This is a genomic window from Neobacillus sp. B4I6 (genome assembly GCF_050434045.1).
Lineage (GTDB): Bacteria > Bacillota > Bacilli > Bacillales > Cytobacillaceae > Neobacillus.
In genome coordinates this window covers 23,067-37,026 of the sequence record NZ_JBNPWB010000001.1, presented here as the reverse complement: position 1 = coordinate 37,026, position 13,960 = coordinate 23,067, and the positions used below count along the sequence as shown (strand labels likewise).

At 33.0% G+C, this 13,960-nt stretch carries 19 protein-coding genes and 1 pseudogene; 6 read left to right on the top strand and 14 right to left on the bottom strand.

Features of this window, described 5'->3' with window-relative positions:
- Positions 1–6: 6 nt before the first annotated feature.
- Together mntA and QF028_RS00270 are read right to left on the bottom strand one after the other, a co-directional pair.
- A pseudogene (gene mntA, locus QF028_RS00275) lies at positions 7–402 on the bottom strand (type VII toxin-antitoxin system MntA family adenylyltransferase antitoxin).
- A 567-nt stretch (positions 403–969) separates the two neighbouring features.
- Positions 970–1,410, bottom strand: a complete 441-nt coding sequence (locus QF028_RS00270) for a hypothetical protein (protein ID WP_429463208.1) — start codon at positions 1,408–1,410, stop codon at positions 970–972.
- Between the two features lie 63 nt (positions 1,411–1,473).
- Between QF028_RS00270 and QF028_RS00265 the strand changes: the two genes are divergently transcribed.
- The 4 genes from QF028_RS00265 to QF028_RS00250 all read left to right on the top strand — a co-directional run bounded on the left by QF028_RS00265 (position 1,474) and on the right by QF028_RS00250 (position 4,413).
- Entirely contained in the window at positions 1,474–1,896 is a 423-nt protein-coding gene (locus tag QF028_RS00265; RefSeq protein WP_429463206.1) for a recombinase zinc beta ribbon domain-containing protein, read from the top strand.
- 100 nt (positions 1,897–1,996) lie between these two features.
- Positions 1,997–3,247, top strand: coding sequence for an IS21 family transposase (gene istA / locus QF028_RS00260; protein WP_429463205.1), 1,251 nt, complete (start codon positions 1,997–1,999; stop codon positions 3,245–3,247).
- Positions 3,244–4,002, top strand: coding sequence for an IS21-like element helper ATPase IstB (gene istB / locus QF028_RS00255; protein ID WP_429463203.1), 759 nt, complete (start codon positions 3,244–3,246; stop codon positions 4,000–4,002). Before istA ends, istB begins: the two co-directional genes overlap by 4 nt.
- Before the next feature lie 27 nt (positions 4,003–4,029).
- The gene (locus tag QF028_RS00250; protein WP_429463201.1) at positions 4,030–4,413 is read left to right on the top strand and encodes a hypothetical protein; all 384 of its coding nucleotides are present in this window, start codon (positions 4,030–4,032) and stop codon (positions 4,411–4,413) included.
- Positions 4,414–4,426: 13 nt separating this feature from the next.
- Here QF028_RS00250 and QF028_RS00245 read toward each other — a convergent pair whose 3' ends face one another.
- From QF028_RS00245 to QF028_RS00230, 4 genes are all read right to left on the bottom strand, one after another.
- Positions 4,427–5,167, bottom strand: a complete 741-nt coding sequence (locus tag QF028_RS00245; protein WP_429463199.1) for an AbiV family abortive infection protein — start codon at positions 5,165–5,167, stop codon at positions 4,427–4,429.
- Positions 5,168–5,259: 92 nt separating this feature from the next.
- Positions 5,260–5,409: a hypothetical protein gene (locus QF028_RS00240; protein WP_429463198.1), complete on the bottom strand. Its 150-nt coding sequence runs from the start codon at positions 5,407–5,409 to the stop codon at positions 5,260–5,262.
- 315 nt (positions 5,410–5,724) lie between these two features.
- On the bottom strand, positions 5,725–5,901 hold the full coding sequence (locus tag QF028_RS00235; RefSeq protein WP_429463196.1) for a hypothetical protein: 177 nt from the start codon (positions 5,899–5,901) through the stop codon (positions 5,725–5,727).
- A gap of 17 nt (positions 5,902–5,918) precedes the next feature.
- A complete protein-coding gene (locus QF028_RS00230) occupies positions 5,919–6,284 on the bottom strand; it encodes a hypothetical protein (RefSeq protein WP_429463194.1) in 366 nt (121 codons plus the stop codon).
- Positions 6,285–6,841: 557 nt separating this feature from the next.
- Between QF028_RS00230 and QF028_RS00225 the strand changes: the two genes are divergently transcribed.
- Complete coding sequence (locus QF028_RS00225) at positions 6,842–7,159, top strand: hypothetical protein (RefSeq protein WP_429463193.1); 318 nt, start codon at positions 6,842–6,844, stop codon at positions 7,157–7,159.
- Here the strand turns inward: QF028_RS00225 and QF028_RS00220 are convergent.
- Both QF028_RS00220 and QF028_RS00215 read right to left on the bottom strand, forming a co-directional pair.
- Positions 7,124–7,594: a hypothetical protein gene (locus QF028_RS00220; RefSeq protein WP_429463191.1), complete on the bottom strand. Its 471-nt coding sequence runs from the start codon at positions 7,592–7,594 to the stop codon at positions 7,124–7,126. The genes QF028_RS00225 and QF028_RS00220 overlap by 36 nt on opposite strands.
- Before the next feature lie 114 nt (positions 7,595–7,708).
- Positions 7,709–8,047, bottom strand: coding sequence for a hypothetical protein (locus QF028_RS00215; RefSeq protein WP_429463189.1), 339 nt, complete (start codon positions 8,045–8,047; stop codon positions 7,709–7,711).
- A gap of 227 nt (positions 8,048–8,274) precedes the next feature.
- Here QF028_RS00215 and QF028_RS00210 point away from each other — a divergent pair, with 227 nt between their 5' ends.
- A complete protein-coding gene (locus QF028_RS00210) occupies positions 8,275–8,826 on the top strand; it encodes a hypothetical protein (RefSeq protein WP_429463187.1) in 552 nt (183 codons plus the stop codon).
- Between the two features lie 30 nt (positions 8,827–8,856).
- Here the strand turns inward: QF028_RS00210 and QF028_RS00205 are convergent, their stop codons facing one another.
- The 6 genes from QF028_RS00205 to QF028_RS00180 all read right to left on the bottom strand — a co-directional run bounded on the left by QF028_RS00205 (position 8,857) and on the right by QF028_RS00180 (position 13,680).
- A complete protein-coding gene (locus QF028_RS00205; RefSeq protein WP_429463185.1) occupies positions 8,857–9,135 on the bottom strand; it encodes a hypothetical protein in 279 nt (92 codons plus the stop codon).
- Positions 9,136–9,412: 277 nt separating this feature from the next.
- Positions 9,413–10,408, bottom strand: coding sequence for an HNH endonuclease (locus QF028_RS00200; protein WP_429463183.1), 996 nt, complete (start codon positions 10,406–10,408; stop codon positions 9,413–9,415).
- Positions 10,409–10,474: 66 nt separating this feature from the next.
- Entirely contained in the window at positions 10,475–11,773 is a 1,299-nt protein-coding gene (locus tag QF028_RS00195; protein WP_429463716.1) for a PIN domain-containing protein, read from the bottom strand.
- A gap of 67 nt (positions 11,774–11,840) precedes the next feature.
- On the bottom strand, positions 11,841–12,005 hold the full coding sequence (locus tag QF028_RS00190) for a hypothetical protein (RefSeq protein WP_429463181.1): 165 nt from the start codon (positions 12,003–12,005) through the stop codon (positions 11,841–11,843).
- Positions 12,006–12,092: 87 nt separating this feature from the next.
- On the bottom strand, positions 12,093–12,491 hold the full coding sequence (locus QF028_RS00185) for a hypothetical protein (protein WP_429463180.1): 399 nt from the start codon (positions 12,489–12,491) through the stop codon (positions 12,093–12,095).
- A gap of 346 nt (positions 12,492–12,837) precedes the next feature.
- Positions 12,838–13,680 (bottom strand): DUF2971 domain-containing protein, encoded by an 843-nt coding sequence (locus QF028_RS00180; RefSeq protein ID WP_429463178.1) that lies wholly within the window; start codon positions 13,678–13,680, stop codon positions 12,838–12,840.
- Positions 13,681–13,960: the final 280 nt, after the last annotated feature.

The window sequence follows — 13,960 nt, the reverse complement described above, 5'->3', positions numbered from 1 at the left end:
TCTCCATCATTTTTCATAAATTGACCCACTTTCTTCTACTTTTTTTAATATAGGCGACCGTTCCTCGTTTAATTTGGCATACATTTTTAATGTTTTTAGTTCAAATTTAGCTTTTTTATTGTTATCTATGCAATAAATGACTCTTCCAGTATAGATTACTTGTGCTTGAAATACTGTGCTCGCTTCGCTTAAATCAATTAAGTCAACATCACGATTAAGTTTGGTGGCGATTTCTTGAGCAATCAAAAATATCTCATATTTATCTAACTTTTTTTAATCGCTTAAAAAGGCAATATCGATATCACTATCTTTATGTATGTTTCCATTGGTAGTAGATCCAAATAAAATAATTAAAAATGGAGATACTTTTTTAGTTAATGTCTCTACAATGATTTGATCCATATTTTCATCATAGTCTAAAAACCTCCATATTTTTATTTTCTTCCTTATTATAACATATTTCGTTTTAACTTTAATTAATTGTTCGTTAAATAAGGATTTAACGCAAAGTTAATTAAAAAAACAAAGTTCTTATTTTATTCAACTCGCAGCTTACCCCAATTTTCATAAAACCTTAACTTTAGTTTCAGCATTTTGTCCATAATATCTTTTTTACTTATCTCCTTACAGCTCTTAGTATTCTTTGACGAAAACAGCTAAAGGATATATTATCATAATATCAGAACCCATCACGCCTCTTAACATTGCGGACCAAGATGGGTCATTTTTTTCTTGAGGAATTGCAAATGGATCCTGTAAAAGACAACTCTAAAGTAAAGACACCTAAAACTTATAAAGAACAAATAGAATTATAAATGGAAAAGAAAAGCTGATTTCTCGTATTTTAAGGGAAATCAGCTTTATTTTATATGTCTTTATTCATGGAAACGGGTATAGCAATAGCAATAACAGACAACACTCAAGTACAAGAGTATTATAAACCGACTTCCCGCTATCTTTAAAGCTCCATTACCCCTTTTCATATATCTTTTTTTCCTTCCGCTGTTTCCGAATAATCATAGGACCCGTTTTTTTGTCATTTTTGATGTTTTGCAGATACTTTACCAGATAACTTTCCGTAATCCGTTCCGGCACATACCCTAAACGGGTCCGAATGATATTTTCCACGACGAACGCCTTTTTTGTGAAATACATGTAATCCTGGCCTGATTCCTTTTCAGCTTCTTTAAAATCATTGCTTTCTTCACCAGCACGGCGAAACACATGCATATAATGATACATGTCATTTCGCTCTTTCCGTATCATTTTAAGCAAATACAGAAGCTCAAAGGTGGATAATGTCATGATTTCCGGTGTCGTCTTATCGATCTGAGCAGCCAAAACAAAATCACGAAATCGAACGTCTAGTCGTTCGCAATTCTCTTTAACAATCCTGATATCAATATTCATGCAACAAAAATCACAATAGTAATTTTAGGGGAAAGTAAGTATAATTCTAAAAGGCTTAAAAAGGTGGCTATTGCTAAGGATACTCATGAGGCAATAATTACTGAGCAGGAGTTTAATCAAATACAAGCTCTATTCAAGTCAAGAAGGTCAAAAGAAAACCTTTACTCATTAGGAGTAAAATCATGTGTAAATAAGCTCCTAGTTTGTGGAGTTTGTGGTAAAGGAATGACCATACAGCTAAATAATAAAGTCAGAAAGACAGGCAGAAATTACTCATTTTATCAGATTAGATCATGTAGGCATCAGATTGACTTTGATACTAAATGCCATAATGGAGGAGTAGCTATCTATAAGGTAGAAAATGCAGTCCTAGATGCTTTAAAGATGTACAAACAAGAGTTAGAGCAGTCTTTAGTTAGTTTATTAGCTGAGGATACATCAGACATAGAAAACAGCCTAACATCTACTTTAGAAGGTCTAGTGTGAAAAACGGTGTTAAAATCCCCAATATAAACGGTTAAAAATTCCCCAAAAATAACGGATAATTGTCTCGATACATCAAAATTTTTTTGAGTGGAGAGACAACATGTTAAAGGATGGGGAATTTTTTATGATCAGAGAGTTACATCAGAAAGGATGGACTCAAACTGCAATTTCAGAAGAAACAGGGTTTGATAGAAAGACCATTAGGAAGTACATAAACCAGAATCAACTTCCTAAAAGAAAGGGGGATAAAAAAAGTAAAGGAAGCAAATTAGATGACTATAAAGAGTATTTGTTAAAGAGACTTAAAGAAGGAACCACAAATTGTGTAGTTTTGTTAGAGGAGATACAGGGAATGGGCTATGATGGCCAAATGACAATACTAAGGGAGTTTATTAGTCCCTTTCGTGAAAAACCTAATAAGCAGTCAAGTATCCGTTTTGAAACTCCTCCAGATAAACAAGCTCAAATGGATTGGGGTGAATTAGGAGAACACGAGATTGACGGTAAGAAACAGAAACTTTATGTATTCGTCATCGTCCTTGGATATTCAAGAATGAAATACATGGAGATTACAACAACAATGAACATGGAACAACTGATGAAGTGTCACATGAATGCTTTCTCGTATTTTAATGGTGTTCCATCACAAATTCTTTATGACAACATGAAGACTGTAGTGATTAAGCATAGCCCGACTGAAATTAGATTCAATAGAAAATTTGAGGAGTTTTTAGCTTACTATGGCATTGTTCCAAAAGCTTGTAAACCAGCTCGTCCTCAATCTAAAGGTAAAGTGGAAAGTGCAGTTGGATATGTGAAGAAAAATTTTATGCAGCGAAAGTTGGAGCCATCCCTAGTTAAGATGAATGAGAGTCTAATAGAATGGTTGGACAAAATAGCTAATAAGAAGCCTAATCAAACAACCAAGGAATCACCGTTTGAACGGTTTGAAGTGGAACAAGAGAAATTACTAAATTGGAACCAACGCCCGCTATTCCCAATGAGTAGATGGACAACTACTAGAGTTGACCAACAGGGTTATATCTCTTACGAGAATAAACTGTACTCTGTCCCCTACCGTTATAAGGGAGCAGAAGTGAAGATTAAAGAGACTTTAGAACACCATATCGAAGTTTACTATGAACTAGATTGTATTGCGACACATCCAATGATCAATGGGAATACCAAATCAATCGCTCAATTGAAACATTACAAAGAAAATAAAAAAGAAGAGACGAAAGTGACACCTAAAGGTTTGGCGACCGGTCACAATCCTCTCTCTGGTCCAAAAGTGGAACAACGTTCCCTCTTGGTGTATGAAGAACAGTCAAAGGTTGGTGAATATGAATGAACACTGACCTTCTAACTGAACGTCTTAAAAGTGTAGGTTTTCATTTAACCTCAAATCGAATCGAAGGCATTTTAGAGGATGCCTCTAAAGATAATGTATCATATTCTGACTTTCTTAACATCGTTTTATTACAAGAAATTGAAAGTAAAGAGAGACAAAACCTTGAAAGACGGCTTAAAAAATCTAAACTACCATTTTATAAAAAAATTGAGGACTTTGATTTTGAATTTCAAACAAGCGTCAATGAACGTAGAGTAAAAGAGGTAATGACTTGTCGTTTCATCCAAAATGGAGAAAACATCTTACTCCTGGGTCCGCCAGGAGTAGGGAAAACTCACCTAGCAATAGGTCTAACAATTGAAGCAATAGAACAAGGAAATACAGCCTATTACACCAGATGTGATGATTTTATTTTATCTTGTAAAAAGGCTGAGAAGCGTGGAACTACTGCCCGCCTAGTTAATAAATTGTGTGTTCCTGAAGTATTAATTATTGACGAAATGGGTTATTTTCCATTTGATGAGCTTAGTGCTAATCTATTGTTTCAAATCATTTCAAAAAGGTATGAGCATGGATCTATAATTATTACGTCCAATAAATCCTATGTTGAATGGGGGAAAATATTTGGAGATGATGTTTTAGCTACGGCCGTTCTCGACCGTTTATTGCACCATTCAATAACGTTTAATATTAAAGGACAATCATATAGGTTAAGAGAAAAACAACGGGCTGGCGTTCAACCAATACAAGGTTGAACGCTGAAATTGGGGATTTTTTAACCGTTGGAAATGGGGAAAAATAAACCGTTGTTGACACTAGAGACTGACCTAGCTAAGCAGGAGAGGAAAGCTAAAAGACTTTTAGACCTATATCTAGATGAGGAATTAGATAAGCAATCATATCAGCAGAAAAAACAGGTATTAGAGGATACTATTTCTGCTCTTAAAAATGAGATAGGTATTATCAAAAGTAAAATAGAAAGCATGGATGCCTCTGCTCAGGTAGATAAAGTAACAGATATTATTGAAATGATTGATACCTTTGAGGAGATGGAGTTAGAGGAGCAAAATGCTACATTAAAGCTCATTATTAAGGAGATAGTATTTACTAAGACTGCTGAGACTAATAATGAGCCTACTATAGATATTCATTGGAGAGAGCTGTAATAGCCTCTCTTTTTTATTTTTTATCTAATTCCATTTTATCTAATATTTTTGAATGGAGTATATTATAATAACCTTCATCAAATTTAAATAATCTAAATCCATTTTTAGGAATTTCAGATATATCTATTATTTTTTTCTGTATTAGAGATAGGATGATTCTTTTTCTACTTCTTTCCTCATCAATAACATCACTAGGCTTAACAAATTTGTTATCAAAATAATCAGCATATAAGCTATGATTTTTATAGTCATTTAGCATTTCAGATAATGCACTTCTTATTTTAAAATCCTCCATAAAATCAGCACTATCAAAAGTCTTAAACATTTCATTTAAATCAACTGCTAGGTTATCACTTTCAATAAATGCCTTAAACTCTTCCAAATCATTATTAGGCATATTAATTCTCTCATCTTTTACCTCTGTTGATTCTTTTCTTAATTCAATTTTTACAAAAGCATTTTCCATCATCATCATTAAGGCATAGGCTGTGGATGTCTTGCTCTTATGGTTTCTTAACCTTTTATTTAGTTCTTTCCAATTTATTTTTTCTTTATTATAAACCCTCAAAGCTACTGTAAATAACATAGGTAATTTACCAAATTCCTCAATTGCAATATGGGCACACAAATAAGCTCTTGCATATTTTTCATACTTATATAAAATTTCTGCTTCCTCAATCAGTTCACAGGCATTTTTATAAATTTTTAAATAAATTTCCTGTATATCATTTACCTTTAGTTGGTTAAAGCTCACAAATAATCATCCCCTTAATATGTTTTATCTTTTACATTTATTTTATCTCTGCATAAAAAGAAAAAAAAGGAAAAGCCTTTTTGCTCCTCCTTTTAACTAGCTGATGTATTTAATTTTTGATTGTACAACTCTATCATTTTCTTTGCCCACATATTAAAGTTAGGCTTACCATGTACATAAACTGTAACTTTTTCTTTAGTCTTAAAAGTAATAACCTCTTTTTTATTTGTTGATTGATCCATGGTCATATCCTCCTCAGTTATTTAGTTATCCATTACTATAATTAGAGCTGGTTTTAAAACTGTGACATGAAAGCCTGAAAATCAGTTAATGAAAAAGCAGGAGAAAGCCTCAGACATCTCCTACTCACTATCTTTATTCTCTTTTTTCATCAGCCTCTGCCTCAGAGAGCTTTTTTAAATGCCTCTGTCAGCTTTAATAATCCTGATGACTTATTACCCTGAGTCTTGTTTAATCCTGCTCTCAGAGACTCTGCAATCCCCTTATTATCCATTAGATAAACTCCTCATCATTTACTATTTATTTAGTCAATCTACTCAAAGCTCATCAGGGATATAAAAGCTCCTATGCTCCTGATACTTAACCTCTTTGACTCTGAGCTGCTCATCAAGTACAGGTACAGGATAAACTGTCAGCAATCCCTCATCAGTCATCCTCCATTTAGTAGGCATTGATAAGACATCTAATACAGCTTTAAGCCTTGCATCTAACATCTCAGACTTTTTCTCCTCTAGAAAACCTCCAGGCTCTTAAACAGTTTATATGCTTGTGTAGGCTCTACATCATCCTCCAACAGATAAGACCTGACCTCATTTAGAGATACTAATCCTTTGTAAACTATGCTCATATATCTGCTCTCTAAAGCAATATAATCAGCTTTGCTCATTTTGTTATACTCAGGCTTAGGATATGTCCTGTTATAGTCTCCTGACTTTCTATCAGCAAAGAAATCATTACAGACCTCAGGCATCCTAACTCCTTTAACAATTGCTCTAATTACTCTCTCATTAAGTCCTACCCTTGCAGATACCTCTGACAGTTTCAATTCTTTAGCATGGTATAGATATAAACTACTGTATGCTAAGTTTTTGTCCATTTTCTGACCTCCTCTCCTCAAATAAAAAAGAGCCAAAGCATCAGCCTCAGCTCCCAAGCAAATTTTATTTTTTGTCATTAAACATAAAAGGGATAACCTTATAAGCTAGTATCATTGTTGCTACTACCTCTAAAATCAGCATTTGCAGAGTCCTCCTTAAAAGTATTGATCCATTTTCTACATCTCCTAAAGAGGCTCTCTTTCCTCATTAAATCCTTATTTAATCTCAATACCTATGACTTTAACTTTTGGATATAAGGTCTAACCTCATATTCAAAATTAATAAGCTCAGACTGTACCCCTCTAGCTCCTAAATGGATGCCTCTGTAAATCCTATTTTGGTCAGCCTGAGCTACAATCTGCTCATCTAATAGGATAGCTCTTACTGATGCAAAAGTTCCATTTAAGGAATGAGCAAAGCCTCCCATTAGCTCCATATGGATGCTAAAGATGCAGTAAATGCTTTCTTAGATGAGATTGAGGAGACAGTATCAGCAGGTCAGGAGCAGATAACTCAGTTAGAGGAGCAGATAGTATCTAAGCAGGAGGCTCTAAAGATGGTTACTGATATTGGAGAGATGAGATTAGCTCAGGCTGAGATTAAAGCTCTAGAGGAGGATATGGAGCTATTAAAGCAGGTATCAGCTAATAAGGTTAATGTCATGAAAGGACAGCTAGAGGATAAGGCTGAGGAGATGTTTAAGGCACACAAGTCAGCAGTATTCTTGTATAGGACTGTAGATAACTACATTTTAGTAAATACTAGCTTAGCAGAATTAAAGGATACTTTAGCATCCATTACCTCATTAACCTTAACTGTCATTTCCTTAATCATTGTCTTATTCATATTCATTCTCCTCCTGATTAGTATTTAGATATTGTTGGTATTTTTCTTTATAGTTTTTATCTGCATCTCCATCCAATTTAGATAGGAAAATATTTAAAGGCATTTTCTCAAGCTGAGGGAATAATCTCAGATGCTTATCATAATCTGCTCTAATGTCCTCATATGGAGGTAATGTAATAGTTGTCCTTGCATCTACATCTGCCTTTGCAGCCAATAGTTGTAAATACATCTGATGTCCTTCCTCCTGACCAAAGCAGTCTATTAAGTCCTTTCTGAGCTTTTCAGTAACAGGCTTTTTAAGCTTAGGCTTTCCATCCATAACCTCAAAGTCTTTTAAGGATACTTTAGTATCTAACTCCAGTCCTGATGCCATCTTTAAGACTCTTAATGACTGAGCCATTTCTACATATTGAGGATTAATAACTCCATTCCAAAGACCATACATCAGTATCCCTGCTGTCATGTTTCAACCTTACTAAGCTATCCTCTAGGTCTAGCTCCATATACATAGCAGTCCTGCCTTGAGTCTTTTCTGTACCCTGATACAAGTAATCAGACTCTGCTAGAGTTGCTTTAACTAGAGCAGATACATCCTCATCTTTAATCTAGGCTCACACTCAATCATATACAAAGCAATCTCATATGCCTCTACAGACTCTGTACCTGACTGTCTGCCAAAGCCTTTAAGAATGGACTTAATCATATTTGTAGCAATGCCATAGCCTACAGGAGTCTTTTTTATGTCCTGAGCTGTCATCCCTTTAATATGATGCAGATACAAAAACTGACCTACTCTATAACCACTGATATGCTCAGATGTTACATTCTTAGAGCAAAGTCTGTAAGCCATAGCAGACCCTTCCTCTGTAGCCTCTCCTGATACTCTGTATTGATTAAATTTGTAATTGATACTCATTGCAGATACCTCCTGATTTTAATTAGCTAAAATCTAGCTACATATAGCTGAGCTTTGAGCGATCAAATTAAAGTATCTTAGAAAATAAACAAAAGAGAGCCTCATTAGCTCTCAGTAAACTACCTCTCTTTAACTTTTACTCTTTTACCTGTATGTAAATGTATTCCAGTATTCTGTATTATTAGCTATAATTACATGGACATTATTGTGAATGGAGAGCAAAGACCATGCCTGTTAACCCTAACCCTTTAACTCAATTAACTACATATATACCAATGGCATCTGCATTACTTGGAGCTACTGTAGGAGGTATTGTTGCTTGGTTTAACCTCAACAGAACATTCAATGAGCAAAGAAGGAGAGAGCAATTACAGGAAAGTAAGAATGAGAGAATAGCTATTAACTCAGTAATGAAAGAGGTTGATTATAACTCTCTTCAGCTCTTAAATTTAAAAAAGAAAATGAAGAAATTTACTATGGATGAAGTGGATTTTAAAACTCACCCAATACCTTTAGTAATTAAACAGGATAAATGGGTAAAACATAGTGATAACATTGAATTTATTGAGAAGTTTGATATTAGTGAAAAGAAAGATGATAATGATTTTTCTTGGGAGGCACAATCTCTTTTATTAAAATTGGAGTATTTTTATTATCAAATAAATTCTATTATCACAAGTCAATACATTTCAATCCAAACAGCAGAGGATTTAATTCCAATTGGTCAAGATATTTCATCTCAATTAGGAAAAGCACTGAAAGAGTATAAGACAAAATAAAAAGAGGAGCTTAATTGCTCCTCCTGTATTTTAAAAATAAGGGTTTCTTATTGCATCCATAATATCAGCATCAATATAGTTTATCTCACCTGTAGTATCCCTGATGATTGCTACCTTTTTCTTACCCTCAACAAGAGTAAATCCCTGCTGTTTCTTATATAATTTAAAGTCTCTTTCTTCAACTGCTAAATTATTAACTGCTTTGATTACCTCATCAGGCTGTTCAAACATCAGCCTAATAACTAATTCTTCCTGATTTCCTACCTTGAAGATGTTTACCAACTCAATGCTTTCTCCCACTACTGCCATTTGGTATCCCCTCATTTCAAGAAATATACTAACAAGAATATTTTACCATATATACAAGAAAAAGAGAGCTTATTCAGCTCCCTTTCCTGTTAAGAAACAATTTATATTCTTTCAACCAATCAGGCATATGCTGTATGGCTGAGGTCATAGCTTTGCTTGTTATTTATCTATGACTGTAATTGATTTTCCAAAGTATAAGGACTTATTTATCATATCAATAGTAAAATCATTTAATTCACCCTTAATACAAATAATATCCTTAATATCTATAATGGTACTATTTATAATAGCTGTGCAATTTAGCTTTGGGTAGCCCTATATTACAGTCCTTAAGTCTGTCAATTCTATCATCATATAATTTTTCAATTAATGGCTCAATGACTGCATATTCAGCATGGTGAAGTTTTTTGTGGCAGCCTACACATAATGAAACTATATTAGCCTCAACATCAATGCTGTTGGTTGGAAAATCATCTTGGTACTCCATTGGGATTAGATGGTGAGCCTCAACATAATTTTTCTTTGTTACTCTTGAGATAAAGTCCTTATGAGTAATATCAATCTCACATTTATATTTAGCAGTAACAATTGCTGTTTTAGATGTTTTTGAATCCCTTTTATATGAACTAGTTCCACTTCCTGATGTTTTAGAAGGTTTACCTTTAGGTTTGTCCTCTACAGTTACATCATCAGGGACATCCTCTTGCTCTACCTGATACTGAAAGTTTGTCTCAGGATTGGAGAGCATATCAGAAATAAAATTCTTTAATTCCTCTGTAATGTTTACTAAGAAAACTGAACTTGAATTTTTTACATCAATTACTCTATCACCATTTTTTTCTAGAGTAATATCACCAATATATTTGTCATCAATCCTAAAAAAAGTACAAACATCCACAAATACATTATTTATGTCTGCAGGGGTTCCTACTGTAGAGGCATAATAACTTGGGATGAAGTTTGTTAAGGGACTGCCAAATGGTATTTTTCCTCTACCATATATATTTAACATTTTACCTACATACAGCTCTTTATTGCCTTTATTATTTGCCAAGAAGAGTGTATATGTATTAACACCTTTAGTGATTTGATCAATTAGTTTACTTTTATTCTTATCTGAGACACCCTCTGAGGTTCTTTGAGAGCCTTGTCCCCATATTAATCTATTGTTCCTATCACAAACTAGCTTGTGCTCAGTGATTGTATCTGTGGCACCTCCAGCAATTTTATAATCCACAGGAAACTTGAGTACTAAATGAAGAGGTTTTGGCATGGCTAATACTCCTAACAATAAGTGTTAAATGGAAAAATTGATTAAGATATATACCTTTAGAATGAATTAATATCCTTGACCCTGATAAAAATCAAGCTTTTCTCTTACATGTTCTATGGAACTTAAAATAATTTTAGCCTTTACATCAATTCTAATTGGTAAATTTTCAAGAGTATAAATAGCTCCTCTAGCATTTGCTGGATTATAAGGGGCTAATTCATGAGCAAGTCCTCTAAGTGTGCTTTCCATTCTAGGTAATGCTGCTTTTATTGCCCATTCAATGGCTCTATTAAATTTATAATTAGCCTCTGGTCCATCTATGTCTAAGCTATAGGCTGATTCAAACATCTGGTCCAAAACAACTTTTTCAGCAGAGTTTAAGTATTCTGTTACCTTATTAATATCTACATTAATTCTGTAATCAACCTCATACTGTCCATCTTCCTTTCTAATTTGCTCAGTCTGAGTAGTAAATTGTTCAATCTGTTCTTCAGAAACATCAGCATCTAAATGTTGTTTTGCTAACTTTACAAATCTATCTACTCTGTACATGTAGAATTTTTGAGATGTTTTCTCTAGAAATTCTTGTATTAAATGGGGTTGAGGTCTTTTAAAGGCAGTACCTTCTTTTTCCCACCAATCTTCTTTCTTTTCCTCTGTTATAAAAATAATTGGTTTTGGATTATCCTTATCTTTATTAGCTCTTTCCATCATCTGATGCCACATAATCAAATCTCCATAAAGCTGTTGATACTTTATACCACCATATGTTCTAAAAGTATGTTTTTTAGGTTCACTTGCATCTTCCCAGCCTGGTGGTACCTCATTAAGGTACCTTTCCTTACCAATACTTTCTATGCGATCAATCATTTCTTGTTTATATGGTTCACCAATAATACAATTCATTAGCTCTAGTATGTTCTCTTGTATTTCATTTACATCTGGCAATGATTCAATTTCAGTAGCTAACTGTTCATCTATTTTTTTATTGGATTGCTCCAAATCATTAAGAATAAATTTAAAATTTTTATTTATTATGTAGGGATGTTCACTCTCAACTGTACTAAAGATTTTATTAGCTTCTATTTTTAATTTTTTTAACTTACCTGCCAGTAGATTTAAACCATCTTTTTGTCTGTTCATGTTACCTTCATAGTTATGAAAATACTCTAATGCTACTTGATGAGGTATAAATAGCCTGTTTTTTTCTTTTAGGTCTTTTAGAATATCAAATAAGGTCTTATAAGTATCCTTTGTTGTGTATTTAAAAAAACTTATCAATACATTTGTATCAACAACAAAAATTGCATCCCTCCATAGTTCATTAAATTCTTCCTGTGTATATTTAAAAAAACCTTGAAACATATTTTTCAATTTATTTCTCCTCCTACATAATTCAAGATAAAACATAGTAAGCTATAAAATAAGATGATTAGCTTTTAATCATTTCAGCTTTATATTTATTCGCCTTAATTGTCATGCTAATAAAATACACTGTTAAATCTATTAGATTTTTTAAATCTTTTAAATCTTTATCATCCCATTTTCTAACATAATGAGTTTCATCATTACCTAACCATACTGCTCTTTCTGCCATTTCTTTTATGTCTTGATTCTCAATATATGTCTTAATACAAAAAGAAATGGAGGGAGTTCCCTTTACCTTTTCAGCCTCACTAGGCTTTTAAGATATAATAAAATCTTTAATTAAATGTTCTAATGCTTTTCTATATCCTACACCACAAATAAGGTGTAATCCCTCTTGCTCTGCAATACTTGCTTGGTTATATACATCAACAAATTGTTGTGATATATCCTGAATTTCTTCTTGAAACTTTATTTTTGTTTTTCCTTTTGGATAGCTATACTTATACACATAAACCATTTGAATATTACCATCATTATCTTTAAAGTTATGTGGATGATTGTCAAACTCATAAACAGCAAAAAATAAGGATTCACATGAATTTCTTGGACATTTGCAAAGTAATTCTTTACCACCAAGTAATCCTTTCCTAAAATTGTTTGTTATACAGCAGTATGTATTCAGCAGAAATAGAATGTTGACAAAATGGGCAACCATCTGGTCTAAACCACATTCCTTTCATACTATTTTCAGCATCTTCTTTAGAATTAAAAAATATTATGTCCTTTTCAATATTTTCTCCCATGCAATCCTCCATAATGACTATAATCAACCAAATTATACCACCTTTTGACCTATATTGACATAAAAAAAGACAATTAATTCTTTGCATTAATCTCTCCATTTAATATTTGACCAACACTTAAAACCCTTGTAAAATCAGCTATATAAAGAGGTTGAACTGTAATTATTCCATTTATAAAAAGCATCCCAATTCATTCCATACCTCCTGTGGGTAAAATAAAAAGAGCCCCATAAGGACTCTATATATCATGATACTTTTCTAAAATGGATTTCTTATTTTACTTATGCCAGATTTATGGTCATAAATTCCCACTGATCCAGGAATCCCATTATTCCAGGCCATTTTACTAGCAGAAATATTATACTTCCTGCAATATTCGACAATCAAAGTTTCATAAACATTTGGGAAATCTTCACCAATAATTATCCTAACTAACGCATCTTCATATTTCACATGTTCATATTCTTTATCCTGATTAGAAAATAAAACATAACGGAGTTCCCATTCATCTTTCCAATCAGGCATTTTCACAAAAAACAATTCGTTAATATACTTATCTAAGTGGTTTTTTACACTTAATTTTATTCCATTATTTTCCACATCATCATAATTCAAATAAAAAGCCATTCCATGTTTCTCTGAGAATGAATCATAAGAAACATGATTTTGATAAATGGTTCCTTTTTCAGCAAAAGTATCATTAATTATTTTTGTTAATTTAGATTTATCAAATACTAAACAAATACCACTATGGTTACCGGCATATTGAGCCCACATTCTTGGATGTGAAAAACCATTTCCCCTAATAAAGCTTAAAGGATCCGAGGGTAACACCACATCCCGAGTAAAACATAGTAATTTAGTATTCTCTTTTAAGATGCAGTTTGCTTCTTTTTGTAATTCAAAGAAAGATTCATTACTAGCAATATTAGTATCGGTCGGACATATCAAAGTGAAATTCCAATTTTTGCTTTCTCTTGGATCATTTGTTTTTTCAAAAGGACTAAACCTAATTGTTTGATTCGGTAAGATATGCTCAAGTGCAGTTGTATACGTTGTAAAATGATAAAGATATTGGTCGGGATTAAAATTATTTAACATTAATAAGTCATCCTTTCATATTGAAAAGTTAAACCTATTAAAGTATATCATGCCAATCGTCAATTTTACCTCTTCGTAAAAAGCAACCGTTTCGGTGCATTATTCAGCTGCCTAGGCTTTCCGAATAACGTGCCTTTCTTTTTGTCTAGTTGGTTTAACTACGGTTTAATGAAGTCAAATAAAAGACCTCCCAATTCTTTCCATACCTCCTGTGGGTAAAATAAAAAGAGCCCTGGAAAAGGACTCTTTGTTTCAAAATTTATTATTGTGTCACTGCTTC